This is a genomic window from Arhodomonas sp. KWT2, from assembly GCF_041949875.1.
Taxonomy (GTDB): Bacteria; Pseudomonadota; Gammaproteobacteria; order Nitrococcales; family Nitrococcaceae; genus Arhodomonas; species Arhodomonas aquaeolei.
Map to the genome: position 1 here is coordinate 133427 of NZ_JBHFPQ010000039.1, position 24287 is coordinate 157713.

Sequence of the window (24287 nt, forward strand, 5' to 3'; positions counted from 1 at the left end):
GGGGCAACGGCGCGCCCGGGGGCGCGCACTACATGAGGACGACGTCGAACTGCTCCTGGGTATAGAGCGGTTCGGCCTGGAACTCGATGGGCTTGCCCACGAATTCCTCCAGCTCGGCGAAGCTGTCGCTCTCCTCGTCGAGCATGAGATCCACCACCTCCTGGGCGGCGAGCACCAGCAGGCGCTGGGCGTCGAACTGCCGCGCCTCGCGCATGATCTCGCGCGCGATCTCGTAGCACACCGTCTCCGGTGTGCGCAGCGTCCCCCGCCCGCCGCAGGTGGTGCACGGCTGGCAGAGCAGGTGCTCCAGCGACTCGCGGGTGCGCTTGCGCGTCATCTCCACGAGTCCGAGCGCGGAGACCCCGCTGATCTGGCTCTTGGCGTGGTCGCGCTCCAGCGCCTTCTCCAGCGCGCGCAGCACCTGGCGGCGGTGCTCCGACTCCTCCATGTCGATGAAGTCGATGATGATGATACCGCCGAGATTGCGCAGCCGCAGCTGGCGCGCGATGGCCTGGGCCGCCTCGAGGTTGGTCTTGAAGATCGTCTCCTCGAGGGTGCGGTGGCCCACGTAGCCGCCGGTGTTCACGTCGATGGTGGTCATCGCCTCGGTCTGGTCGATGATAAGGTAACCACCGGACTTGAGATTCACCCGCCGGTCCAGCGCCTTCTGGATCTCGTCCTCGATGCTGTAGAGATCGAAGATCGGCCGCTCGCCCGGATAGTATTCGATATACGGGGCAATTTCGGGAAGGAACTGGCGCGCAAAACCGACGACCTTGTCGTAGTTCTCCCGTGAATCGATTCGCACCCGGTCGACCTGGTCGACGAGCAGATCACGCAGCGCGCGCAGCACCAGCGGCAGATCGGCATGCACCAGCGAGCCGGGCTGGGCGGCGGCGGCGCGCAGGCGGATCGAGCGCCACAGCCGGCGCAGGAAGTCGAGATCCCGGGCGAGGTCGGCCTCGTCCACACCCTCCGCGGCGGTGCGCAGGATGACGCCGGCGACGTCCTCGCCCTCCCCCTCGGCGACGAAACGCTCGCCGAGCTCACGCAGCCGGGCGCGCTCGCCGTCGTCCTCGATGCGTGCGGAGATGCCCACGGTCGGGTTGCCTGGCAGCAGCACCATGTAGCGCGAGGGCACGGTGATGTGGGTCGTCAGCCGCGCGCCCTTGGTGCCGATGGGGTCCTTGATCACCTGCACGAGCACGGACTGCTGCTCCTTGAGCAGCCGGGTGATCTCCGGCACCCGCGGCGCCTCCGCCAGGGCCTCGTCGGCATGGGCGATGTCGGAGGCATGGAGGAAGGCGGTGCGCTCCAGGCCGGCGTCGATGAACGCCGCCTGCATCCCCGGCAGCACCCGGGAAACCGCCCCCTTGTAGATGTTGCCCACCAGCCCGCGCTTGCGGGCACGCTCGATGTGCAGCTCCTGGAGCGAACCGTTCTCCACCAGCGCCACCCGCGTCTCCCGCGGGGTGATGTTCATGAGCAGTTCCTGGCTCACGGGCGGCGCCAGTTGGCCAGGTAGTCGATCCCGAACTCGCCGAGCAGATCGCCGGTCTCGAACAGCGGCAGCCCCATGACCCCGGAGTAGCTGCCGTCGATGTGCTCCACGAACACCGCGCCCCGACCCTGGATGGCATAGGCCCCGGCCTTATCCGCCGGCTCACCGCTCGCCCAGTAGGCGTTGCGCTCGTCGTCGGCGATCGAGCGCAGGGTCACGTGGGTGACGGACAGCCGCGTCGCCTCCTCATCGGTGCCGACCAGCGCGACCCCGGTGAGCACCCGGTGACACTGCCCGGAGAGGCGTTCGAGCATGTCCATCGCCTCGGCCTCGTCCCGCGGCTTGCCGAAGACCTCGCCGTCGAGCACCACCACGGTGTCGGCTCCGAGCACGGGCCGGTCACCGGAGACATTGGCCCGTCCCGCGCGCGCCTTCTCCAGGGCCAGGCGGATGACGAAGACCTCCGGGCTCTCGCCGGGCTCCAGGGTCTCCTCCGCGTCCTGGGAGACGCTCGCGAACCGCACGCCGAGCTGCTCGAGCAGCTCGCGGCGGCGCGGGGATTGCGACGCGAGATAGATGTCTACATCAGCCTGCGGGTCCATACCCAGTCCTCTCGGGTTGTGCGCGCGGGTTCAGTCTCGATGATAGGGATGATTGCTGAGAACCGTCCAGGCGCGGTAGAGCTGCTCTGCCAGGATCACCCGCACCAGCATGTGGGGGAAGGTCAGCGCCGAAAGCGACCACACCAGCCCGGCACGCTGCCGGCACTCGCGCGCGAGCCCGTCCGCGCCGCCGATCAGGAAGGCGACGTCGTCGCCGTCCATCCGCCATTCGTCCAGGTACGTCGCCAGCGCCGCGGTGGTCAGCGACCGCCCGCCCTCGTCCAGGGCGACGATGCGCGCCCCCTTCGCCGCGGCGAGCAGGCGTTCGCCCTCCTCCGCGGTGGCGCGGGCCGTGTCGCCGCCCCGCCGGGCGCGGCTCGCGGGGATCTCGACGATCTCCAGCGGCAGCTCCCGGGGCATGCGCCGGGTGAACTCCTCCACCCCCGTCGCCACCCAGCCGGGCATGCGCTGGCCCACGGCGGCGATGCGCAGCCTCATGCCGCGCCGTCACTCGCCCTGGCCGGCGCCGTCGGCCTCGTCCGCGTCGTCCACCGCCCAGATGTTCTCCAGGCGGTAGAAGTCACGCACGTCGGCAAGCATGACGTGCACCACGGCCTCGCCGAGATCGACCAGGATCCAGCCCGAGGTCTCATCGCCCTCCCGGCCCAGGGGATCGTGGCCCGCCTCGCGGGCGCGTTCGACCACGCGGTCGGCGATGCTCTTGAGGTGGCGGCGGGAGGAGCCGCTGGCGAAGACCATGAAGTCCGTGATCGCGGTGCGCCCGCGCACGTCTAACACGCGGACATCCTCCGCCTTCATGTCCTCCGCCGCATCCACGACCAGGTCGCGGACCGCCTCGGGTTCCATCGTCTGATTGGACATGGCCTTCTCGTTGCTCATCGTTGCGGAAACGGTGCATCGCGCCTCACGCGCCACGCACCCCTCGGTGCCCCGGAAGAGGCACTAGACCTGGGGATAACCATACCAGCCGTTCTCGGCGATCAGCCGCCATGCGGGCTCGGGCATCAGACAGCGCGCGGACTCGCCGCAGGCGAGCAGCCGGCGCACGCCGGTCGCGGAGATGTCGAGCTGGGTGACTGGCATGAACAGGATCCGCCCCGCGGGGGCGTCGCGCAGCGCCGATGCCGAATCCGCGCGGCGCGCCATCGCCCACTCGCCGAACCCGCCCCCGAGCCGCGTCGGGTGACCGGGGCGCTCCATCACCACCAGGTGAGCGTAGTCGGTGAGCGCCTCCCAGCGGTACCAGCGCGGCAGCCCGAGGAAGGCATCGCTGCCCAGCGCGAAGCACAGGGGACGCTCGCCGATCTCCTCGCGCAGGGTGCGCAGGGTGTCCACGGTGTAGGACGGACCACCGCGGTGGAGCTCGCGGTCGTCCACGCGCAGCCCCGGCATCGCCCGCACCGCCTCGGTGAGCACCTCCAGGCGCCGGTGCGGGGAGACCCGCGGCGGCGGGCGGTGGGGCGGGATGCGTCCGGGCACCAGGCGCAGCTCGGCGAGGTTGAGCGCCTCGAGCAGCTCCACCGCCGGCCGCAGGTGGCCGTAATGCACCGGGTCGAAGGTCCCCCCGAGGATGCCCAGGGGCGCGCGGCCCGGGATCATTCGCGGATGTGACCGTCGCCGAAGACCACGTACTTCTCCGTCGTAAGCCCCTCCAGCCCCACCGGTCCGCGGGCATGGAGCTTATCGGTACTGATGCCGATCTCTGCGCCGAGCCCGTACTCGCCGCCGTCGGCGAAACGGGTCGAGGCGTTGACCATCACCGATGCCGAGTCCACCTCGCGGAGGAAGCGCTGGGCGTGGCTCCAGTGCTCGGTAACGATGGCGTCGGTGTGGTGGGAGCCGTAGCGCTCGATGTGCTCGATGGCGGCATCCAGGTCGTCGACGACGCGCACGGCGAGCACCGGCGCGAGGTATTCCGTGGCCCAGTCCTGCTCGGTTGCCCCGGCCATCGCGGGGACCGCGGCGCGGGCACGCTCGCAGCCGCGCAGTTCCACGCCGGCCTCGCCGAAACGCGCAGCCAGCCCCGGCAGCAGCGTACCGGCGACGGCCTGGTGGACCAGCAGGGTCTCCATGGTGTTGCAGGTGCCGTAGCGCTGGGTCTTGGCGTTAAAGGCGACGCGGTCGGCCTTGGCGAGGTCGGCATGCTCGTCCACGTATACGTGGCAGACGCCGTCCAGGTGCTTGATCATTGGCACCGTGGCGTCGCGCATGATGCGCGCGATCAGCCCCTTGCCGCCCCGCGGCACGAGCACGTCGACGTACTCGTCCATGGTGATGAGCGCGCCCACGGCGGCGCGGTCGGTGGTGGTCACCACCTGCACCGCGGTCTCGGGCAGCCCGGCGGCGGCAAGCCCCTCGCCGATGCACGCGGCGATGGCCCGGTTGGAGTGGATCGCCTCGGAGCCGCCGCGGAGAATCACGGCGTTGCCGGACTTCAGGCACAGGCCGGCGGCGTCGGCGGTCACGTTGGGGCGCGACTCGTAGATGATGCCGACCACGCCGAGGGGCACGCGCATCTTACCCACCCGGATCCCGGAGGGCATGCTGTTGACCTCGCGCATCGCGCCTACCGGGTCCGGCAGCGCCGCGATGTGGCGCAGGCCGGCGGCCATGTCCGCGATGCGCGCGTCGGTGAGCTCCAGCCGGTCCAGGAGTGCGGCGTCCAGGCCCGCCGTCCGGCCCGCCTCCAGGTCCTTCGCGTTCTCGGCGCGCAGCTGCGGGGCCGCGGCCTCGATGGCGTCCGCGGTCGCCTGCAGGGCGTGGTTGCGCGGCCCCGGCTCCACCCGGGCGAGCGCCCGGCCGGCCTCGCGGGCCGCCCGGCCAAGGCCGGTCATGTACGCATCGATGTCGAGATCCGTTCGCTCCGCGCTTGCACTCATCGCTGGTCATCCGCTCCGGGCACCGGCGCGACCCGCACCGGCGGCCAATCGTGTCATCTCGCTGGCCAAGTGTAACAGTTCGTCCCACGGCCGGCCCCGGGCCGCGCCCTTGATCACCCGGTCGACCCGCGCGGCGTCCACCAGCAGCGCCTGCCAGCGCGAGGCGGGCACCGCCCCGGCGAGCTGCCAGAGGGGACGCTGTTCCGCCTTGCGGATGCGGTGACGCCGGAACACGGCGTCCGGCGACTCCCGGCGGCTGGCATGCGCGGCACGCAGCTCCAGCAGCACGCGCAGCATCCGCGCGAGCACGCCGAGCACCAGCACCGGCTCGTCATCCTCCTCGCGCAGGCCGTCGGTGATCCGCCACACCCGGGCGAGGTCGCCGGCGGCCACCGCCCGCGGCAGGTCGAAGGTGACGAAGCGGGCGCTGTCGCCCACCGCCTCCCGCACCTCGGCGGCACCGATGCGCCCGCCGTCGTAGAGCAGCGAAAGCTTGTCCACCTCCTGCGCGGCGGCGAGGAGATTGCCCTCGGCCCGCTCGGCGAGCAGCGCCAGCGCCTCCTCGTCCGCCTCCAGGCCCCGGGCACGCAGCCGCCGGGCGAGCCAGCCGGGAAGCTGGCCGGCGGCGACCGGCCACGCATGCACGTGGACCCCGGCACCGGCGAGGGCCTTCACCCAGGCGCTGCTGCGCTGGCGCGCGTCGATGCCGGCGGCCGCCACGACCAGCAGCGTATCCGCCGGCGGATCGCCGGCATACTCCTTGAGTGCGGCACCGCCGTCACGGCCGACCTTGCCGTCCGGGCAGCGCAGCTCCACCAGCCGGCGGCTGCTGAACAGCGACAGGCTGCGGGCGGCCTCGCGCAGACGCCCCCAGTCGAAACCGGCCTCGACCTGGAGCACCTCGCGCTCGTCGAAGCCGGCCGCGCGGGCGGCCTCGCGGATCTGCGACAGGGATTCCTCGACGAGCAGGGGCTCGTCGCCGGTGAGCAGGTACACCGGCGCGAGCCCGGCGCTCAGCTGGCGGGGGAGCTGCTCCGGGCGCAGCTCGGCCATAGTCAGGGCTGCCCCTGCTCCGGCGATGCCGCGGCCAGTCGCGCGAGCATCAGCCGGACCGCCTCCACGCGCAGGCTCTCCACCAGGCGGTTGCGGCGCGACTGCTCGGCGAGCGCGTCGTTGCCGTCGGCGCGGTAGGTGCCGTCGGTGGTGGCCACCATGGAGCGCGGCGGGGTGTCGCTGCCCGGTGTGCCGATGCGGTAGCTCAGGCGGTAGGTGAGCTCGTACTCCTCCGCCCGGCCACGGTCGTCCTTGGCGAGCACGCGGCGGTTCTGGTTCTCGGAGACGAGCTCCAGGCTCTGCTCGCCCGCGCCCTCGGCCACCATCCGGCCGCCGAGGGCGTTGAGCTCGCGGCGGACCACGCGCTCCAGCGTCGACAGGCCGTTGGGTGCGGTCACCGCGACCGCCCGTCCGGACAGTCCTTCCATGCCCGCACCGCGCAGCTGCCAGCCACAGCCGGCAACGATCACGGCAGCCAGGCAGACGGTGAGCGCTCGGGTGAATGCACGCATCATTTCGCCACCACGTTGACCAGGCGGCCCGGGACGACGATGACCTTGCGCACCGTCTTGCCCTCGGTGAACCGCTGCACGTTCTCGTCGGCGAGCGCCGCGGACTCGATGGTGTCGTTGTCCGCGTCCGCCGCCACGTCGATACGGCTGCGCAGCTTGCCGTTGACCTGGACCACCAGCTCGACGGTCTCGCGGGTCAGGGCCGCCTCGTCCACCGCCGGCCAGGGGCGGTCGACGATGGCATCCTCGTGGCCGAGGACCTGCCACAGCCGGTGGGTGATGTGGGGCACGATGGGCGCGAGGATCAGCAGGGTGATCTCCAGCGCCTCCTGGCGCACGGCCCGGGCCCCGTCGCCGTCCGCCTGGAAACGTCCGACGTCGTTGGTCAGCTCCATCACCGCGGCGATGGCGGTGTTGAAGGTGAAACGCCGGCCCATGTCGTCGCCGGCCTTGCGCAGGGTCTCGTGGACCTTGCGGCGCATGGCGCGCTCGTCGTCGTCCAGGGCCTGCGGGTCCAGCGCCGGTGCCGGGCCCTCCGCCGCGTGGGCGGCGACGAGGTTCCACAGCCGGCGCAGAAAGCGCGACGCCCCCTCGACACCGGAGTCCGACCATTCCAGGGACTGCTCCGGCGGCGCGGCGAACATCGTGAACAGCCGCACGGTGTCGGCACCGAAGCGGTCCACCAGGGCCTGCGGGTCCACCGTGTTGCCCTTGGACTTGGACATCTTCGCGCCGTCCTTGAGCACCATGCCCTGGGTGAGCAGGTTGGTGAACGGCTCGTCCGAGTTCACCAGGCCCTCGTCGCGCATCAGCTTGTGGTAGAAGCGCGCGTAGAGCAGGTGGAGGATGGCGTGCTCGATGCCGCCGATGTACTGGTTCACCGGGGTCCAGTAGTCGGCACGCTCGTCGAGCATGGCAGTGTCGCTGTCCGCGCAGGCGAAGCGGGCGTAGTACCAGCTCGACTCCATGAAGGTGTCGAAGGTGTCGGTCTCGCGCTCGGCCTCGGCGCCACAGCGGGGGCAGGCGGTACGGTAGAACTCCGGCATGCGCTTGAGCGGCGAGCCGCCGGCCTCGATGGTGACCTCCTCGGGCAGCACCACGGGCAGGTCCTCGTCCGGCACCGGCACGTCGCCGCAGTCCGGGCAGTTGATCATGGGGATCGGCGCGCCCCAGTAGCGCTGGCGCGAGACGCCCCAGTCGCGCAGGCGGTAGTTCACCCGGCGGCGCCCGCGGCCGTCGGCCTCGAAATGCGCCGCCAGCCGCTCGAAGGCGTCGTCGGAGGACAGGCCGGTGTAGTCGCCGGAGTTCACCAGGGTCCCCCGGGCGGTGACCGCGCCCTCGCCGACGTCGCCGCCCTCGCCCTCCGGATCGATCACCTGGCGGATGGGCAGCTCGTAGGCGCGGGCGAACTCCCAGTCGCGCTGGTCGTGGGCCGGCACCGCCATGACCGCGCCGGAGCCGTACTCCATGAGCACGAAGTTGGCGACGTAGATGGGCAGCGCCTCGCCGGTGAGCGGGTGGCGGGCGCGCAGGCCGGTGTCCATGCCGCGCTTGTCCATGGTCGCCACGTCCGCCTCGGAGACCGTGGTGTGGCGGCATTCCTCGACGAAGGCGGCGAGCTCCGGGTTGCCCGCCGCCGCCTCGGCGGCCAGCGGGTGCTCGGCGGCGAGCCCCATGTAGGTGACACCGTAGAGGGTGTCCGGCCGGGTGGTGAACACGTGCAGCGGCTCGTCGTGGCCGATGACCTCGAAGGCTAGCTCCAGGCCCTCGGAGCGCCCGATCCAGTTGCGCTGCATGGTGCGCACCTGATCCGGCCAGCCCGGCATGGCGTCGAGGGCGTCGAGGAGCTCGTCGGCATAGTCGGTGATGCGCAGGAACCACTGCGGGATGGCGCGGCGCTCCACCGGCGCGCCGGATCGCCAGCCGCGGCCGTCGATGACCTGCTCGTTGGCCAGCACGGTCTGATCCACCGGGTCCCAGTTCACCGTGGCCGTCTTCTTGTAGGCCAGCCCCTTCTCGTAGAGGCGGGTGAACAGCCACTGCTCCCAGTGGTAATACGAGGGGTCGCAGGTGGCGAACTCGCGGGACCAGTCGTAACCGAAGCCCAGGCGCCGGAGCTGGCCGCGCATGTGCTCGATGTTCTCGCGGGTCCACTGCGCCGGCGGCACCCGGTTCTGCATCGCCGCGTTCTCGGCGGGCAGGCCGAAGGCGTCCCAGCCCATGGGCTGGAGGACGTTGCGGCCCTGCATGCGCTGGTAGCGGGCGACCACGTCGCCGATGGTGTAGTTGCGCACGTGCCCCATGTGCAGCTTGCCGCTGGGATAGGGGAACATGCACAGGCAGTAGTAGGTCTCCGCCCCGGGCCGCTCGACGGCCCTGAACGACTCGTGGCGCTCCCAGTACTGCTGGGCCTCGGCCTCGACCACCTCCGGCTGGTATTGCTCTTCCATTTGGGCTCGTTCGATCCAGTGGGTCTGTTCGGTTGGGCCGCCGCGACCGGCGCCCGGCTAAAGCGCAGAGGATACCGTGACCCGCGAGGGGTTTGCACCAGTCGCCGCGAACGGCATATTGACGGATCATCTCCATACGACGGCGAGGAACGCTGATGAGCGACGACAAGCACGAGCGCGAACTGCGCGGCTACGAACGCATGCTCGAACGCCTGCGCGACCGACTGGACACGGCGGAGAAGGAGCTCGGCCCGCATGTTCGCGAGGCGCTGGAGCACGCCCGCGACCGCGCCGTGGAGCTCGGCGAGCTCACCCGCGAGGAAGCGGATCGGGTGGCGGAATGGCTGCGTCGCGACCTCGAGGAGGCCGCCGACTACACCGCGCGCAACAACCGGGATCTGAGCGCCTGGCTGCACATGGACGTCCAGCTCATCGAGAACTGGCTGCTCGACCGTTTCACCTCCGTGGCGGACCGTACCCGGCTGGAATGGCTGGAGTTCCAGCAGTTCCTGGAGCGGGCCTCGGAGTATCACACCGGCGAGATCGCCGGCCCCGGGCGCCTGCGCTGCCAGGCCTGCGGCGAGCACCTGACCTTCACCCGCCCCGGCCACATCCCGCCCTGCCCCAAGTGCCGGGGCACGGTGTTCGTGCGCGCCAGCGCCGACGCCGCCTGAGCCGCCGCGGGGATCTCAGTCCGCGCGCCGGCGGGGCGCGCGGGCGAGCCCCGCGGCGAGCACCAGCACCGCCAGCACGAGTGCGACCGCCGGCACGTCGCGGTAGACGACGTAGGGCGTCTCCCCCCGGCGCGGGCGCACCGAGGCCTCCAGCACCGTGCGCTCGAACTGCGGCGCCTGCGCCCGGATCGTGCCGTCGGCGCCGATCACGGCGGTGATCCCGGTGTTGGTGGCACGCAGCATCTCCCGGCCGGTCTCCAGCGCGCGCATGCGCGCCATCTCCAGGTGCTGGTGGGGCGCGGCGGAGTCGCCGAACCAGCCGTCGTTGCTGACGTTGAGCAGGACCTGCGCCTGCGGCAGGGCATCGGCGATGAGCGGGCCGAAGGTGACCTCGTAGCACACCGAGGCGCCGATGGTGACCCCGTCGACGGTGAGCGGCGCCGGCTCGGTGCCGGCACTGAAATCCCCCAGTGGCGCACCGATGAAATCCAGCGCCCCGCCGAGCAGCCCCCGGAACGGGACGTATTCGCCGAACGGCACCAGGTGGCGCTTGAAGTAGCCGGTGGCCGGCCCCTGGCCGAGCACCACCACCGCGTTGTAGGCGCCGCCGTCCGCGCCCCTCGCGGGCACGCCCGTGACGATATGGCTGCCGGCGTCCGCCGCCTCCTCCGCCAGCGGGTCGAGGAAGTTCTCCGCCACCGCGTCGTAGAACGCGGGCACCGCCGCCTCCGGCCAGACGATCAGCGGTGTCCCGTAATGCCGGCGGCTCGCCTGTGCATAGTAGCGCAGGGTGTCGACGCGGTTGTCCACCAGCCACTTCTTGTCCTGCGGGACGTTCCCCTGAACCAGTGCGACGTCCATCGCCGGGCCCGCGGGCCGGCTCCAGTGCACGCCCCAGAGCGCGCCGCTGGCGAGATAGGCAGCGATCAGCGCCGCCGCGACGCCCAGCCGCCGCGCATCCGGGCGCAGTGCCAGCCAGGCGAGACCGCCGGCGGGGGCGCACACCAGCACACCGACGCCGTAGAGGCCCAGCACCGGAGCCAGCGCACCGGGGGGCAGGTCCACCTGGGTATAGCCGACGGCGAGCCAGGTCGCGCCGGTGAACAGCCAGCTGCGCACCCACTCGACCAGCAGCCAGGCGGCGGGCAGGGCCGCCAGGGTGGTTACCCCCCGGCGCCCGGCACCCACCCAGCGGCCCAGCATCAGCGCGGCCAGGGGATAGAGCGCGAACAGCGCGATCATCAGCGGCGTCACCGCGCTGGCGGCGAGGGGGCCGCCGCCGTAGCGGCTGATGCTGATGAAGATCCAGTACACGCCGGCCCCGGCGTAGCCGAGGCCGAAGAGGTAGGCACCGAGGGCCGCACGGCGGCGCGGGGCCGCGGCGACCTGGGCGAAGGCCACCGCCAGCGCCGGCGGCACGATCCAGCCGTGGCCGTACGGGGCGAAGCCCAGCGCCATGGCGAGTCCGGCCAGCAGGGCGAGGAACGGGCCCGCCCGGCCCGCGAGCACACGTACCGGCATGGTCAGCCGGCCTGGGAGTGGTCTTCGTCCTCCACCGCGACCGCCACCGGGAAGCGGCTGACGCGGAGCAGGTAGATCCGGCGGCTGTCGGCGCGCACCACCTCGAAACGGCAGCCGCCGAGCTCCAGCGCCTCGCCCCGCCGGGGGACGTGGCCGAAGCCGTTGGCCACCAGCCCGCCGACGGTGTCGAACTCCTCGTCGCTGAAGTCAGTGCCGAAGTTCTCGTTGAATTCGTCGATGGGCGTGAGCGCCTTGACCACGAACTCGCCGTCGTCGCCGCGGGAGAGGATCCAGCCGTCGTCCTCGTCGTCGTGTTCGTCGTCGATCTCGCCGACGATCTGCTCGATGACGTCCTCGATGGTCACGATGCCGGCGAGGCCGCCGTACTCGTCGACCACCACCGCCAGGTGGTTGCGGCTGTCCTGGAAGAGCTTGAGCAGCGCGTCCAGCCGCTTGCTCTCGGGGATGAACAGCGCGGGACGCAGCAGCTCGCGCAGGTTGAACTCGCGCTGGGTGTCCGGATCGAGATAGCGCAGCAGATCCTTGGCGATGAGGATGCCGATGACGTCGTCGCGGCTCTCCCCGGTCACCGGGAAGCGCGAATGCCCCGTCTCGACGATGGTGGGCATCAGGTCCCAGACCCGGTCGCTGCGCTGGAGCACCGCCACCTGGGAGCGCGGGATCATGATGTCGCGGGCCTGCAGCTCGGAGACGTGGAGCACGCCCTCGATCATCGCCAGGGCGTCGTGGTCCAGGATCTCGCGCTCGGTGGCCTGGCGCAGCACCTCGACGAGATCCTCGCGGTCGCGGGGCTCGCCGGAAAGTGCCTGGCCGATACGCTCGAGCCAGCTACGGTGATGGCCGTTGTGCGATTGGCTACTGCTGCTACTGCCTGATCGGTCCTCGTTCATCAAGCTCTCGATGGTTGCCTCGGAAAGCGCCGGATGCGTTGATTGGTTAGCGGGCCCACCGGCCGGCTAACCGATCCACGCCGGGCCCGGCTAGTCGCCTTCCGGCACCTCCACGGACTCTGCGTAGGGATCGGGGAAACCCAGGGCGGCGAGCACGGTGCGCTCCTCCGCCTCCATGAGCTCGGCCTCGTCGTCCTCGATGTGGTCGTGGCCGAGCAGATGCAGGATGCCATGGACCACCATGTGCGCCCAGTGCGCCCGCGCGGGCTTGCCCTGCTCCGCGGCCTCGCGCTCGACCACCGGCGCGCAGATCACGAGATCGCCGAGCATGGGCAGGTCCACGCCCTCGGGCAGCCCGGCGGGGAAGGAAAGGACGTTGGTCGCGTAGTCGCGGCCCCGGTAGGTGGCGTTGAGCTCGCGGCCCTCCGGCTCGTCGACGATGCGCACGCTCACCTCCGCCTCCAGCCGACGGCCGGCCAGCGCGGCCTCGACCCAGCGTCTGAAGTCGTCGTCGTCGGGGACCTCCGCCACTGCGGAGGCGAGCTGTATGTCCGTATCGATCATCGGGGCACCCACCCTGGACCCGTTCAGTGCGCGGCCTCGCCGCCGTCACCGGAGCGGGCATCGTAGGCCTGCACGATCCGTTGTACCAGATCATGGCGCACGACGTCGCGCGCACCGAAGAACGTGAAGCTCACCCCGGTAACGCCCCGGAGGACGTCGATGGCGTCGCGCAGCCCGGAGGTCTTGCCCGGCGGCAGGTCCACCTGGGTGACGTCGCCGGTGACCACGGCGGTGGAGCCGAAGCCGATGCGGGTGAGGAACATCTTCATCTGCTCGACGGTGGTGTTCTGGGCCTCGTCGAGGATGATGAAGGCGTTGTTGAGTGTGCGCCCGCGCATGTACGCCAGCGGGGCCACCTCGATGACGTTGCGCTCGATGAGCTTGTTCACCCGCTCGAAGCCGAGCATCTCGAAGAGCGCGTCGTAGAGCGGGCGCAGGTACGGGTCCACCTTCTGGGCGAGGTCGCCGGGCAGGAAGCCCAGCCGCTCGCCGGCCTCCACCGCCGGGCGCACCAGCACCAGGCGCTGGACCAGGTCGCGCTCCAGCGCGTCCACGGCGCAGGCCACGGCGAGGTAGGTCTTGCCCGTACCCGCGGGACCGACGCCGAAGTTGAGGTCGTGGGTGATGACGCTGTGCAGGTAGCGGCGCTGGTTCGGGCCGCGCCCGCGCACCTGGCCCTTGCGGGTGTGGATGACCACGTCGTCGCCGGCGGCGCCTTCACTGGCCTCGGGCTCCGTGCGCGCCTCCACGTCCGCCTTCTGCAGGTAGAGGTGGACGTTCTCCGGGCTGAGCGGGCCCTCGCCGGAGGCGTCGTAGAGGGCCTGCAGCACCCGGCTCGCCGCCAGCGCGGCGCTGTCCTCGCCGATGATGCGGAAGCGGTGGCCGCGGTTGCTGATCTCCACGCCGAGCCGGCGCTCGACCTGGCGGATGTGCTCGTCGAACTGTCCGCACAGGCTCGCCAGTCGCTCGTTGTCCGGGGGGTCCAGGGTGAAGTCGATGGCCTCGGGGGTGTCAGTCACTATGCGTTCGCCCTCGCTGCGATCAGGCACTGGCGGCGGCCAGTCCGGGCTCGAGGGCCTCGTCGAAGCCGACGAACTCGCCGCGCAGGGAATTGGCCAGGGCCTCGGTGATGCGCACGCGCGCGAACCGGCCGATCAGCCGCTGCGGCCCCGGGAAGTTGACCACACGGTTGTTCTCCGTGCGCCCCGCCACCTCGCTGGCGTCCTTCTTGGAGACGCCGTCGACCAGCACGGTCTCCACCGTGCCGACCATCGCTTCGCTGATGCGCCGGGCGTTGTCGTTGAGCAGGGCCTGCATGCGCTGCAACCGCTCCTTCTTCTCCGCCATGGGCGTGGCGTCGGGGAGCTGGGCGGCCGGCGTGCCCGGGCGCTTGGAGAACACGAAGCTGAAGGACTGGTCGAAGCCCACCTGCTCGATGAGGTCCATGGTGTCCTCGAAGTCCTGGCGCATCTCGCCGGGGAAGCCGACGATGAAGTCCGAGGACATCACCAGGTCCGGGCGCGCCTCGCGCAGCCGGGCGGCGAGATCGAGGAAATCGTCCCGGGTGTGGTTGCGCTTCATCAGCCGCAGGACGTTGTCGGAGCCGCTCTGCACCGGCAGGTGCAGGTGGCCGACCAGCTCCGGGACCTCCGCGTAGGCCTCGATCAGCGCATCGTTGAAATCCAGCGGATGGGACGTCGTGAAGCGGATGCGGTCGATGCCGTCGATGGCGGCGATGTAGTGGATCAGCAGCGCCAGGTCCGCCGGCGTGCCGTCGTCCATGGCGCCGGCGTAGCCGTTGACGTTCTGCCCCAGCAGGGTGACCTCGCGCACGCCCTGCTCGGCGAGCTCCGCGCACTCGCCGAGGATGTCCTCGAACGGGCGCGAGATCTCCTCACCGCGGGTGTAGGGCACCACGCAGAAGCTGCAGTACTTGCTGCAGCCCTCCATGATCGAGACGAAGGCGGTCGGCCCCTCGGCCCGGGGCTCGGGCAGGCGGTCGAACTTCTCGATCTCCGGGAAGCTGACGTCCACCACCGTGCGCTGCGCCCCGCCCGCGCGGTCCACCATATCCGGCAGACGGTGCAGGGTCTGGGGCCCGAAGACCATGTCCACGTAGGGCGCGCGCTCGGCGATGGCCGCGCCCTCCTGGCTCGCCACGCAGCCGCCGACGCCGATCATCAGCCCCGGGCGCTCGGCCTTGAGCGCCTTCCAGCGCCCGAGCTGCGAGAACACCTTCTCCTGCGCCTTCTCGCGCACGGAGCAGGTATTGAGCAGGATGAGGTCCGCCTCCTCGGCGGTACGCACGCGCTCGTAGCCGCGCTCGGCACCGAGCACCTCCGCCATCTTCGCGGAGTCGTACTCGTTCATCTGACAGCCGTGGGTGTGTACGTAGACCTTGGGCGCCATAAACCTCGTCACTGAATGCGCTATGCGGACCGGCCGCGCGCGGGCGCGGGAGACAGTCCGGATGAGTATTGCCGAAGGATACTAGGTCGTCCACCGGGGGGTAAACGCATGGCGACGGGCGGACCGCCGCCGTCCCGGTTCAGGGCCGCGCCACCGGCCGGCCCACGGCGTAGTAGGTGAAGCCGTGACGGCGCAGCGCCGCCGGGTCGTAGAGGTTACGGCCGTCGAAGATCACCGGCTCGCGCAGGCGCTCGCGGATGGCCTCGAAGTCCGGGCTGCGGAAGAGGTTCCACTCGGTGACGATCGCCAGCGCGTCGGCCCCCTCCAGCACCGCGTCCGGGTCGTCGCACAGGGTCAGCCCGGGGCGGTCGCCGTAGATCCGGCGGACCTCGTCCATCGCCTTGGGGTCGAAGGCCCGCACCGACGCCCCGGCCTCCCACAGCGACTCCATGAGCCGGCGGCTGGAGGCCTCGCGCATGTCGTCGGTGTTGGGCTTGAAGGCCAGGCCCCAGAGGGCGATGGTCCGCCCGGAGAGGTCGCCGCCGAAGTGCTCACGCAGCCGGGTGAACAGATAGCTCTTCTGGCGCTCGTTGACGTCCTCCACCGCCTGGAGCATCTGCGGCGCGTAGTCCACGTCGTAGGCGGTGCGTACCAGCGCGCGCACGTCCTTGGGGAAGCACGAGCCGCCGTAGCCGGCCCCGGGATAGATGAAGTGGTAGCCGATCCGCGGGTCCGAGCCCATGCCCACGCGCACGCGCTCGATATCCGCGCCGACGCGGTCGGCGAGGTTGGCGAGCTCGTTCATGAAGCTGATCTTGGCGGCCAGCATCGCGTTGGCGGCGTACTTGGTGAGCTCCGCGGAGCGCACGTCCATGACGATCAGGCGGTCGTGGTTGCGGTTGAAGGGCGCGTAGAGCTCGCGCATGCGCTCGCCGGCGGCGGCGTCGTCGGTGCCGACGATCACCCGGTCGGGCTTCATGAAGTCCTCCACCGCGGCGCCCTCCTTGAGGAATTCCGGGTTGGAGACCACGTCGAAGCCGATCTCCTCGCCGCGCTCGGCGAGCACCGTGGAGACCGCCTCGCGCACACGGTCCGCGGTGCCCACCGGCACCGTGGACTTGTCGACGATGACCCGGTGCCCGTTCATGTGCCCGGCGATGGTCCGGGCCACGGAGAGCACGTACTGCAGGTCCGCGGAGCCGTCCTCGTCGGACGGCGTGCCCACGGCGATGAACTGGAAGCTGCCGTGGTGCACGCCGCGCTCGGCGTCGGTGGTGAACTCCAGCCGCCCGGCGGCGCGGTTGCGCGTCACCAGGGTCTCCAGACCGGGCTCGTAGATGGGCACCTCGCCGGCGTTGAGCCGGTCGACCTTGGCGGCGTCGACGTCCACGCAGACGACGTGGTTGCCCACCTCCGCGAAGCACGCGCCGGTGACCAGACCCACGTAGCCGGTGCCGAAGATGGTGATGCGCATAGCCTCTCCCGATCGGATGCTGTCCCGGAAAGCGCGCCATCATACCGGAAATGACCCAGCCACGGTGACGCCCGGGCCACGGTTTCGCCGCCTCAGCGACGAGCGCGGGCGAGGGTCTGGGACGGCGGCTCGCCGAAGCGCTCGCGGTAGCGGGCGGCGAAGCGGCCGAAGTGGGCGAAGCCCCAGGCCAGGGCGACCTCGCCGACCCGCGGCGGATCGTCCGGGTCGGCATCCGCAAGGGCGGCATGCACGCGCCGCAGACGCACCTCGCGCAGGAAGCCCATCGGGGTACAGCCGCGGTGACTGCGGAAGCCCTGTTGCAGCGCCCGGGCGCTCACCGCGCAGGCGCGGGCGACGTCCTCCAGGGTCAGCGCCTCGGCGGCATGCGCCTCGATGTACTCCTCGGCGCGGCGGACGTAGCGCGGGCACGCACCCTGCTCCGGCACGAGCAGGCGGCTGGCGACGTCGCCGGCCTGGCCGCAGACCAGCGCGGAGAGCAGCATCTGGCGCAGCTGCGCCGCCACCAGGGGATTGGCGGCGGCCGCGGGATCGGCATCCAGGCGCGCGGTGACGAAGCGCACGGTGTCCATGAGCATCCGCCCCGGGCCGGCATCCATCGGCACCGCCAGGTCGAAACGCGGGACGCCCGGAGCGGCGCCACCGAGAAGCGCCTGGACGTAGCCGCTCATCACCTCCCGGCGCACCTGCACCAGCAGCTTGCCGCAGTCGCCGCTCCAGCACATGCGCACCCGTCCGGCGGGGCCGAGCAGCGTCCCCCGCCGGGGACCGGCGGAGACGCTCTCGCCGCCGCAGGTAATCTCCGCACCGCCGGCGAGCGGGAGCTGGAGGAGGTAGTACGAGCCCAGTTCGCCAGGGTCGATGGACACGGTGGCGCCGTAGCGCAGGTAGTTCACGCTCACGCCGCCGAGGTCGACGCGGTTGTGGTGGGCGTCGAGGTCCGCCGGCCCCCGCACCGGCGCCAGCCGGTGAGCGGAGAACACGCGGGCGACGCACTCCCGCGCCTCGTCGACGTCGCCCGTCTCGAACAGGCCGTAGCCGGCCAGCGGCAAGGCGCCGCCCGGAGACTCGGTCATGATGCCTCTGCCTCCGCCGGCGGCCGCGAAACGGCCCCCGGCTCCTCCCCTTCGGAATCAACAACGACGCGGGGCTTTCCGCCCTTCTCCGCCCCCGTCCGCCGCTTCTCTGCGCATACCGGACAGCGGATGCGCAAAGCGGATTGTGGCCGGGCGGGGGCGCTGAAATATTTCAAACATAAAACAACGAAACGCGACGGGACGTCAACGACCCGCGAGGAGGAAGAGGCTCATGGCATCACTGGATAACAAAGTCGCCATCGTCACCGGCGGCGCCACCCGCATCGGCCGCGCCGTGGCCGCTGCACTGTGCGAGGCCGGCGCCCGCGTCACCCTCGCCGACATCGACACCGACGGCGGTGAGAGCGCGGCGCAGGCCATCGGCAACGGCGCACGCTTCATCGCCACCGACGTCACCGACGACGAGGCGATCCGCCGCTGCGTGGACACGGTGGTCTCCCGCGACGGCGGCGTGGACATCCTCGTCAACCTGGCCTGCTGCTACGTCGACGACGGCGCGGACTCGACGCGCGAGGACTGGCACACCGCCTTCGACGTCAACCTCATCGGCGCGGTCATGATGCTGCGGGCGGTGCGCCCCCACATGCGCGGGCGCGGCGGCGGCAGCGTCGTCAACTTCGGCAGCATCAGCGCCAGGGTCGCCCAGTCCGGGCGCTGGCTCTACCCCGCCACCAAGGCCGCCATGCTCCAGCTCACCCGCTCCGCCGCGGTGGATCTCGCCGGCGAGGGCATCCGCGTGAACAGCGTCTCCCCCGGCTGGACCTGGTCCAACGTCATCGAGGCGCTCGCCGGCGGCGACCGGGAAAAGGCGGACCACGTGGCCGCGGACTACCACCTGCCCGGGCGCCTGGGCGAGGCCGGGGAGGTGGCGGCGGTGGTGCGCTTCCTGTGCTCGCCGGAGGCGAGCTTCGTCACCGGCGCGGACTACGCCGTGGACGGTGGCTACACCGCGATGGGACCCGAACAGGCCGCCGCGGCCATCACCCGGCTCGGCTAGGCCGGCGAATTCCGGCCCGGCGGCGAACCGCCCGCACCGGACACCCCGCACGCGCCACCGCCGCTCACCCCCGGGCAATCCGGTGGCGGGTGCGGACCAGAACCTGAGGAGGAGAGAACCATGCGTCGCATCATGATCATCGGCGGCGGCCAGTCCGGGCTCCAGCTCGGCATCGGCCTGCTCGACAACGGCTACGGCGTCACCATCGTCTCCAACCGCAGCGGCGAGGACATCCGCAACGGCCGCGTCACCTCCAGCCAGTGCATGTTCGACGCCGCGCTCCAGCACGAGCGCGACCTCGGGCTGAACTTCTGGGAGGAGGACTGCCCGCCGGTGGAGGGGATCTCGTTCACCGTCCCCGCCGAGAACGGCGGCGGCAAGCAGCTCGAATGGGCCGGACGGCTGGACAGTTACGCCCAGTCCGTGGACCAGCGCGTGAAGATGCCGGCGTGGATGGAGGAATTCACCCGCCGCGGCGGTGACCTGCGCATCCAGGACGCCGGCGTCGAGGACCTCGAGTCCTACGCCCGGGACTACGACCTGGTGATCGTCGCCTCCGGCAAGGGCGAGATCGGCCGGCTGTTCGAGCGCGACGCCGAACGCTCGACCTTCGACAAGCCCCAGCGCGCCCTGGCGCTGACCTACGTCCACGGCATGACCCCGCGCCCGGAGCACTCCGCGGTGTGCTTCAACCTCATCCCCGGCGTGGGCGAGTACTTCGTCTTCCCGGCGCTGACGCTCACCGGCCCGTGCGAGATCATGGTGTTCGAAGGCGTGCCGGGCGGCCCCATGGACTGCTGGGGCGACGTGGACGGCCCCCGCGGCCACCTCGAGCGCAGCCTCGAGATCCTCGACGCCTACCTCCCCTGGGAGGCCGCACGCTGCCGCAACGTCGAGCTCACCGACGACCAGGGCACCCTCGCCGGGCGCTTCCCCCCGACGGTGCGCCACCCCGTGGCCCGCCTGCCCTCCGGCGCCGCCGTGATGGGCATGGCCGACACCGTGGTGCTCAACGACCCGATCACCGGCCAGGGCTCGAACAACGCCTCCAAGTGCGCCGCCGCCTACCTCGAGGCCATCCTCGCCCGCGGCGACGCCCCCTACGACACCGACTGGATGCAGGCCACCTTCGAACACTACTGGGACTACGCCCGCTACGTCGTCGACTGGACCAACGCCCTGCTCCAGCCCCCGGCCCCGCACATGCTGCAGCTGCTCGGCGCCGCCCAGGAGAACCCGGCCCTGGCCCGGCGCATGGCCAACGGTTTCAACGACCCGCGGGACTATTTCCCCTGGTTCATGGAGGCCGGGGCCGCCGAGGCCTACCTGGACGCCCTGCAGGCGGCGTAATCCATGGCGGCCGCGCCCGCCGGGCACGGCCGCCGCGAGCCCGAGACACCGGAGGACAACGCCATGGCCAACGCCAACATCCGCATGCAGCACACCCGGCACTTCCCGCCCCCGGCCAACGAGGGACTGTCCGCCTTCGCCCGCGACCACGCCGCACCGGCGGCGGACTTCAAGGGCGGCATGCGCCGCCTCGCCGGGGCGGTGAACATCGTCGCCACCGCCCACGAGGGCGAGCGCAACGGCCTCACCGCCACCGCGGTGACCTCGCTGTCCGCCGAGCCGCCGCGGCTGCTCGCCTGCGTGAACCTCGGCGGGCGGACCTTCCAGCTCATCGCCGCGAGCCGGCGCATGTCCGTCAACGTGCTCAGCCGCGAGCAGGAGACGGTCGCCCGGCGCTTCGCCGGCATGCTCGGCGAGCCCGGCGAGAACCCCTTCGAGGCGACGGCCTGGGACGTCTCCTCCCACGGCATCCCGATGCTGCGCGGGGCGCTGGCGAGCTTCGAGTGCGTCGTCGAGGAGATGCTGGTCACCCACACCCACGCGGTTCTCATCGGCGAGGTCAAGGAGGTCGTCACCAGCGAGCCGGAGAGCCCGCTGCTGTACATGAACGGCGCCTTCGGCGCGTTCGAGTGAACCGACTGACACAATAATCACGGGGAGGAGAGAACCATGACCCACTGCAACCGCCTCGTCGCGGCCGGCCTCGCCACCGCGATCGCCGCCGCCCTGCCCGCCGCCGCCTCGGCCGACGCCACGCAGCACTATGTCCCCGGCGTGGAGGGCAGCCTGGGGGCGTCGGTGCCGCCGCCGGGCTTCTACCTGCGCACCTACGGCGTGTACTACGACTCCGACAACGTCAAGGTCGACGCCATCAGCGACAACGACGGCGAGATCCCCGGCGGCGACGACAGCGCCACGGTCCGGGCGGTGGTGCCCCGCGCGATCTGGATCACCGACAAGCAGTTCCTCGGCGCGGACTACGGCATGGAGGCCATCGCCCCGATCCTGGACAAGGACGTCGACGCCATGGGCCTGAGTGAGAGCGACAGCGGCCTCGGCGACGTCTTCCTCAGCCCGCTGATCCTCGCCTGGCACGGCGAGCGCTACGACACGGTCCTCGCCGCCGGCTACTGGACCGACGCGTTCAGCGACTACGACGACGACAACCCCGTGGCCGCGGCGGCCTCCGTGGGCCAGGGCTACTCCAACGTGATGGTCACACTCGGCGGCACCTGGTATCTCACCGCCGACCGCACCTGGGCGGTCTCGCTGCTCAACCGCTACGAGACCATGGCCTCGGAGATCGAGGGCACCGACATCGAGCCCGGCGACAACTGGGTGGCCGAGTGGGGCATCAGCCACAGCTTCAACCCCGCGCTCACCGTGGGGCTGGTGGGCTACGACAGCTGGCAGCTCACCGAGGACGACGCCCCCGCGGGCGTGCCCACGCCCAAGGACGAGGTCCATGCCGTCGGCGGCCAGGTGACCTACCGCTCGAAGTCGCTGGGCATGAGCTTCGACGCCGCGCTCTACGACGAGTACCACAGCGAGCACCGCCCCGAGGGCACCACCGCTCGGGTGATCGTCACCATCCCGTTCTGATCCACGGAACGACAGGAGGCAGCGCCGTGAGCGATACCGCCAGAGACCGCAACGCCGACTGCGTGATCGTCGGCAGCGGCATCAACTCGCTGGTCTGCGCCGCGGGGCTCGCGCGCCGGGGCCGGCGGGTGATCGTGCTCGAACGCAACGACCGCCCGGGCGGGTGCATCCGCACCGAGGAGGCCACCGTGCCGGGCTTCCACCACGACACCCTCTCCGGCTTCCACCCCCTGTTCGTCACCTCGCCGGGGTATGCCGCCCTCGGCGAGGCCCTCCACGCGCAGGGCCTGGAGTACGCGAACACGGACACGCCCACGGGCGTGATCCTGCCGGACGGCAGCCACTTCATCCTCTCGCGGGATCGCGGGCGCAACATCGAGGCGATGAACGCCCTCGCCGCCGGCGACGGCGAGCGCTTCGACGCCGCCATGAACGCGGTCGCCGCCCACGCGGACACCACGTTCACCCTGCTCGGCAGCGAGCTCAAGAGCTGGGGCGTGGCGAAGACGCTGTTCCGCCATGGCCGCCGCGAGGGCCACCGCGGGCTGATCCGCTACTTCGGCGAGAGTATGGAGAGCGCGCGCACCTGGCTGGAGCGGACCTTCGAGTCCGGGCACCTCCGTGCCTGCCTCGCCCCATGGATCCTGCACACCGGCCTGGGGCCGGACAGCGCCCTGGGCGGACACATGCTGCGGCTCATCGCCTTCACCCTGGAGGGGGCGGGCATGCCGGTGGTCCGCGGCGGCAGCGAACGCCTGGTGGACGCCTTCCGCGGCGTGGTCGAGGCCAACGGCGGGCGCTTCGTCACCGGCGCCGACGTCGACCGGGTGGTCGTCGAGGGCGGCCGCGCCCGGGGCGTGGAAACCACCGCGGGCGAACGCTACACCGCCGGGCGCGCGGTGGTGTGCAGCACCACCCCCACCCAGCTCTACGGCCGCCTGCTCCGCGACGCCGCCGTGCCGGCGCGGGTGCGCGACGATGCCGCCCGCTACCGCTACGGACGCGGGTGCATGCAGATCCACCTCGCCCTCGACGAGCCCCCGGAATGGCCGGACCCGGCCCTGCACGAGGTCGCCATGCTGCACCTCACCCCGGGGCTGGACGGGGTATCCCGCGCGGTGAACGAGGCCGAGCGGGGACTGCTGCCGGCGGAGGCCTCGGTGGTGGTCGCCCAGCCCACCGCCCTGGACCCCTCCCGCGCCCCGGAGGGCAAGTGGATCCTCTGGATTCAGCTCCAGGAGCTGCCCCGTCACATCCGCGGGGATGCCGCCGGCAGCATCCCCGCACCCGCCGACGGTGCCTGGGACGAGGCCACCCGCGAGGCCTACGCGGACCGCATCGTCGCCCGCCTCGCGGCGCACGTCCCCAACCTGGAGCGCGCCCTGCTCGGCCGCCGCGTGCTCTCCCCCGCCGACCTGGAGGCCATGAACATCAACCTCGTCGGCGGCGATCCCTACGCCGGCGACTGCCAGGCGGACCAGTTCCTGCTCTGGCGCCCGCTCAACGACGGCGACGGCCACCGCACCTGCATCCGCGGGCTGCACCACATCGGTGCCTCCACCCACCCGGGACCGGGCCTGGGCGGCGTCTCCGGCCACCTGGTGGCCGAGCGGCTCGGGTGAGGCGCGATCGTTCCAATAAAAAACACTTTGATTTAGAGTCAAAGCAATCATCGGAAATGATGGATATGCCGGGACCATGGACATCCGCCAGCTGCGCTACTTCGCCGCCATCGCCGACGCGGGGTCCATCACCCGGGCCGCGGAGCAGCTCGACGTCGCCCAGCCGGCACTGAGCCAGCACGTCCGCCAGCTCGAGGAGGAGCTCGGCACCCAGCTGCTCGTGCGCAGCGTGCGGGGCGTGCGCCTCACTGAGACCGGCACCCGGCTGCTCGGCCACGCCCGCAAGCTGCTCAGCGATTTCCAGGCCATCCGCGACGACATCCAGGACACCGAGGCCCGCCCCGCCGGACCGACCCACATCGGCATCCCCACCTCGCTGGGCATGCTGCTGAGCGTGCCCCTCGCGCTGCAGGTGCGCCGCGAGCTGCCGGAGGTCCAGCTGCGCATCGCCGAGGGCCTGTCCGGCCACACCCTGGAGTGGCTGCGCCAGGGCAACCTCGACCTGGCGCTGGTCTTCGGCGCGGAGACCGTCTCCGGGCTGGCAATGGAGCTCATCGCCACCGAGGAGCTGCACGTGGTCGGCCCGGCGGGGGACGAACGCCTCTCCGCCCTGACCAGCGGCCCGGAGGGCAACCTGCCGCTCTCGGCACTGGACGGTCTGCCGCTGATCATGCCGGGGCGCCCCCACGGCGTGCGCGAGGAGCTGGAGGCCGCGGTACGGCGGCGGGCCGTCGGCCTGGACATCGTGCTGGAGATGGACGCGCTGGAGCCGATCAAGGCGCTGGTCGCCGAAGGCGCCGGCTACACCGTGCTCTCGCCGCGCCTCGCCCGCCACGGCAGCGTGGGCGCCGGCCTGCAGACCTACCCCATCCGCGACCCGGAGATCCAGCGCAGCATCTACCTCGCCCGGGTCGCCGACCGGCCCCTGTCCATCGCCGCGCGGCACGTCCGCGACCGCCTGCGCACCCTCCTCGCCAAGCTCACCGACGGCCGGCGCTGGCGCACCGATCTCACCGTGTGACCGCACCCG

At 71.4% G+C, this 24287-nt stretch carries 23 protein-coding genes; 7 read left to right on the top strand and 16 right to left on the bottom strand.

Annotation, left to right across the window (positions count from 1 at the left end; translation table 11 throughout):
* Positions 1 to 28: 28 nt before the first annotated feature.
* From rng to leuS, 9 genes are all read right to left on the bottom strand, one after another.
* Complete coding sequence (rng, locus tag ACEZHJ_RS07480) at positions 29 to 1483, bottom strand: ribonuclease G (RefSeq protein ID WP_018718620.1); 1455 nt, start codon at positions 1481 to 1483, stop codon at positions 29 to 31.
* A gap of 14 nt (positions 1484 to 1497) precedes the next feature.
* Positions 1498 to 2103: a nucleoside triphosphate pyrophosphatase gene (locus ACEZHJ_RS07485; RefSeq protein ID WP_018718621.1), complete on the bottom strand. Its 606-nt coding sequence runs from the start codon at positions 2101 to 2103 to the stop codon at positions 1498 to 1500.
* A gap of 30 nt (positions 2104 to 2133) precedes the next feature.
* Positions 2134 to 2601 (bottom strand): 23S rRNA (pseudouridine(1915)-N(3))-methyltransferase RlmH, encoded by a 468-nt coding sequence (rlmH, locus tag ACEZHJ_RS07490; RefSeq protein WP_375036388.1) that lies wholly within the window; start codon positions 2599 to 2601, stop codon positions 2134 to 2136.
* A 9-nt stretch (positions 2602 to 2610) separates the two neighbouring features.
* Positions 2611 to 2985: a ribosome silencing factor gene (rsfS, locus tag ACEZHJ_RS07495; RefSeq protein ID WP_240466082.1), complete on the bottom strand. Its 375-nt coding sequence runs from the start codon at positions 2983 to 2985 to the stop codon at positions 2611 to 2613.
* 81 nt (positions 2986 to 3066) lie between these two features.
* A complete protein-coding gene (nadD, locus tag ACEZHJ_RS07500) occupies positions 3067 to 3723 on the bottom strand; it encodes a nicotinate-nucleotide adenylyltransferase (protein WP_018718624.1) in 657 nt (218 codons plus the stop codon).
* Entirely contained in the window at positions 3720 to 5003 is a 1284-nt protein-coding gene (locus ACEZHJ_RS07505) for a glutamate-5-semialdehyde dehydrogenase (protein WP_018718625.1), read from the bottom strand. The genes nadD and ACEZHJ_RS07505 overlap by 4 nt, the downstream gene beginning before the upstream one ends.
* 6 nt (positions 5004 to 5009) lie before the next feature.
* Positions 5010 to 6056 (bottom strand): DNA polymerase III subunit delta, encoded by a 1047-nt coding sequence (gene holA, locus ACEZHJ_RS07510; protein WP_018718626.1) that lies wholly within the window; start codon positions 6054 to 6056, stop codon positions 5010 to 5012.
* 2 nt (positions 6057 to 6058) lie between these two features.
* On the bottom strand, positions 6059 to 6571 hold the full coding sequence (gene lptE / locus ACEZHJ_RS07515) for an LPS assembly lipoprotein LptE (protein WP_018718627.1): 513 nt from the start codon (positions 6569 to 6571) through the stop codon (positions 6059 to 6061).
* Positions 6568 to 9018: a leucine--tRNA ligase gene (gene leuS / locus ACEZHJ_RS07520; RefSeq protein WP_375036389.1), complete on the bottom strand. Its 2451-nt coding sequence runs from the start codon at positions 9016 to 9018 to the stop codon at positions 6568 to 6570. Before leuS ends, lptE begins: the two co-directional genes overlap by 4 nt.
* 155 nt (positions 9019 to 9173) lie before the next feature.
* Here leuS and ACEZHJ_RS07525 point away from each other — a divergent pair, with 155 nt between their 5' ends.
* Entirely contained in the window at positions 9174 to 9692 is a 519-nt protein-coding gene (locus tag ACEZHJ_RS07525) for a zinc ribbon-containing protein (protein ID WP_018718629.1), read from the top strand.
* A gap of 15 nt (positions 9693 to 9707) precedes the next feature.
* Here ACEZHJ_RS07525 and lnt read toward each other — a convergent pair whose 3' ends face one another.
* The 7 genes from lnt to ACEZHJ_RS07560 all read right to left on the bottom strand — a co-directional run bounded on the left by lnt (position 9708) and on the right by ACEZHJ_RS07560 (position 17665).
* Entirely contained in the window at positions 9708 to 11213 is a 1506-nt protein-coding gene (lnt, locus tag ACEZHJ_RS07530) for an apolipoprotein N-acyltransferase (protein ID WP_375036390.1), read from the bottom strand.
* A gap of 2 nt (positions 11214 to 11215) precedes the next feature.
* Positions 11216 to 12124, bottom strand: a complete 909-nt coding sequence (locus ACEZHJ_RS07535; RefSeq protein WP_375036391.1) for an HlyC/CorC family transporter — start codon at positions 12122 to 12124, stop codon at positions 11216 to 11218.
* A gap of 90 nt (positions 12125 to 12214) precedes the next feature.
* Positions 12215 to 12688 (bottom strand): rRNA maturation RNase YbeY, encoded by a 474-nt coding sequence (gene ybeY, locus ACEZHJ_RS07540; protein ID WP_259202176.1) that lies wholly within the window; start codon positions 12686 to 12688, stop codon positions 12215 to 12217.
* A gap of 23 nt (positions 12689 to 12711) precedes the next feature.
* Entirely contained in the window at positions 12712 to 13707 is a 996-nt protein-coding gene (locus ACEZHJ_RS07545; RefSeq protein WP_018718633.1) for a PhoH family protein, read from the bottom strand.
* Positions 13708 to 13729: 22 nt separating this feature from the next.
* On the bottom strand, positions 13730 to 15097 hold the full coding sequence (gene miaB / locus ACEZHJ_RS07550) for a tRNA (N6-isopentenyl adenosine(37)-C2)-methylthiotransferase MiaB (RefSeq protein ID WP_018718634.1): 1368 nt from the start codon (positions 15095 to 15097) through the stop codon (positions 13730 to 13732).
* Between the two features lie 139 nt (positions 15098 to 15236).
* Positions 15237 to 16571: a UDP-glucose/GDP-mannose dehydrogenase family protein gene (locus tag ACEZHJ_RS07555; protein WP_018718635.1), complete on the bottom strand. Its 1335-nt coding sequence runs from the start codon at positions 16569 to 16571 to the stop codon at positions 15237 to 15239.
* Positions 16572 to 16663: 92 nt separating this feature from the next.
* A complete protein-coding gene (locus ACEZHJ_RS07560) occupies positions 16664 to 17665 on the bottom strand; it encodes an AraC family transcriptional regulator (protein WP_018718636.1) in 1002 nt (333 codons plus the stop codon).
* A 232-nt stretch (positions 17666 to 17897) separates the two neighbouring features.
* On the opposite strand from ACEZHJ_RS07560, the gene ACEZHJ_RS07565 reads away from it, so the two are divergent.
* The 6 genes from ACEZHJ_RS07565 to ACEZHJ_RS07590 all read left to right on the top strand — a co-directional run bounded on the left by ACEZHJ_RS07565 (position 17898) and on the right by ACEZHJ_RS07590 (position 24278).
* Entirely contained in the window at positions 17898 to 18683 is a 786-nt protein-coding gene (locus ACEZHJ_RS07565; RefSeq protein WP_163138931.1) for an SDR family oxidoreductase, read from the top strand.
* Positions 18684 to 18803: 120 nt separating this feature from the next.
* Complete coding sequence (locus tag ACEZHJ_RS07570) at positions 18804 to 20033, top strand: styrene monooxygenase/indole monooxygenase family protein (RefSeq protein ID WP_018718638.1); 1230 nt, start codon at positions 18804 to 18806, stop codon at positions 20031 to 20033.
* A 3-nt stretch (positions 20034 to 20036) separates the two neighbouring features.
* A complete protein-coding gene (locus ACEZHJ_RS07575; protein ID WP_163138932.1) occupies positions 20037 to 20666 on the top strand; it encodes a flavin reductase family protein in 630 nt (209 codons plus the stop codon).
* A 36-nt stretch (positions 20667 to 20702) separates the two neighbouring features.
* Positions 20703 to 21635 carry a transporter gene (locus ACEZHJ_RS07580; RefSeq protein WP_163138933.1) on the top strand — a complete coding sequence of 311 codons (933 nt, stop codon included), beginning with the start codon at positions 20703 to 20705 and terminating at the stop codon, positions 21633 to 21635.
* A 26-nt stretch (positions 21636 to 21661) separates the two neighbouring features.
* A complete protein-coding gene (locus tag ACEZHJ_RS07585) occupies positions 21662 to 23257 on the top strand; it encodes an NAD(P)/FAD-dependent oxidoreductase (protein ID WP_163138934.1) in 1596 nt (531 codons plus the stop codon).
* Positions 23258 to 23333: 76 nt separating this feature from the next.
* Entirely contained in the window at positions 23334 to 24278 is a 945-nt protein-coding gene (locus ACEZHJ_RS07590) for a LysR family transcriptional regulator (protein ID WP_259201673.1), read from the top strand.
* Positions 24279 to 24287 lie beyond the last annotated feature (9 nt).

Coding starts and splice junctions, on each gene's coding strand:
- ACEZHJ_RS07580 (WP_163138933.1), top strand. CDS start 20,703: ATGACCCACTGCAACCGCCTCGTCGCGGCCGGCCTCGCCACCGCGATC.
- rsfS (WP_240466082.1), bottom strand. CDS start 2,985: ATGTCCAATCAGACGATGGAACCCGAGGCGGTCCGCGACCTGGTCGTG.
- ACEZHJ_RS07555 (WP_018718635.1), bottom strand. CDS start 16,571: ATGCGCATCACCATCTTCGGCACCGGCTACGTGGGTCTGGTCACCGGC.
- rng (WP_018718620.1), bottom strand. CDS start 1,483: ATGAACATCACCCCGCGGGAGACGCGGGTGGCGCTGGTGGAGAACGGT.
- lnt (WP_375036390.1), bottom strand. CDS start 11,213: ATGCCGGTACGTGTGCTCGCGGGCCGGGCGGGCCCGTTCCTCGCCCTG.
- ACEZHJ_RS07535 (WP_375036391.1), bottom strand. CDS start 12,124: ATGAACGAGGACCGATCAGGCAGTAGCAGCAGTAGCCAATCGCACAAC.
- holA (WP_018718626.1), bottom strand. CDS start 6,056: ATGGCCGAGCTGCGCCCGGAGCAGCTCCCCCGCCAGCTGAGCGCCGGG.
- ACEZHJ_RS07575 (WP_163138932.1), top strand. CDS start 20,037: ATGGCGGCCGCGCCCGCCGGGCACGGCCGCCGCGAGCCCGAGACACCG.
- ACEZHJ_RS07590 (WP_259201673.1), top strand. CDS start 23,334: ATGGACATCCGCCAGCTGCGCTACTTCGCCGCCATCGCCGACGCGGGG.
- rlmH (WP_375036388.1), bottom strand. CDS start 2,601: ATGAGGCTGCGCATCGCCGCCGTGGGCCAGCGCATGCCCGGCTGGGTG.
- ACEZHJ_RS07560 (WP_018718636.1), bottom strand. CDS start 17,665: ATGACCGAGTCTCCGGGCGGCGCCTTGCCGCTGGCCGGCTACGGCCTG.
- leuS (WP_375036389.1), bottom strand. CDS start 9,018: ATGGAAGAGCAATACCAGCCGGAGGTGGTCGAGGCCGAGGCCCAGCAG.
- ACEZHJ_RS07525 (WP_018718629.1), top strand. CDS start 9,174: ATGAGCGACGACAAGCACGAGCGCGAACTGCGCGGCTACGAACGCATG.
- ACEZHJ_RS07570 (WP_018718638.1), top strand. CDS start 18,804: ATGCGTCGCATCATGATCATCGGCGGCGGCCAGTCCGGGCTCCAGCTC.
- lptE (WP_018718627.1), bottom strand. CDS start 6,571: ATGATGCGTGCATTCACCCGAGCGCTCACCGTCTGCCTGGCTGCCGTG.
- nadD (WP_018718624.1), bottom strand. CDS start 3,723: ATGATCCCGGGCCGCGCGCCCCTGGGCATCCTCGGGGGGACCTTCGAC.
- ACEZHJ_RS07565 (WP_163138931.1), top strand. CDS start 17,898: ATGGCATCACTGGATAACAAAGTCGCCATCGTCACCGGCGGCGCCACC.
- ybeY (WP_259202176.1), bottom strand. CDS start 12,688: ATGATCGATACGGACATACAGCTCGCCTCCGCAGTGGCGGAGGTCCCC.
- ACEZHJ_RS07505 (WP_018718625.1), bottom strand. CDS start 5,003: ATGAGTGCAAGCGCGGAGCGAACGGATCTCGACATCGATGCGTACATG.
- ACEZHJ_RS07485 (WP_018718621.1), bottom strand. CDS start 2,103: ATGGACCCGCAGGCTGATGTAGACATCTATCTCGCGTCGCAATCCCCG.
- miaB (WP_018718634.1), bottom strand. CDS start 15,097: ATGGCGCCCAAGGTCTACGTACACACCCACGGCTGTCAGATGAACGAG.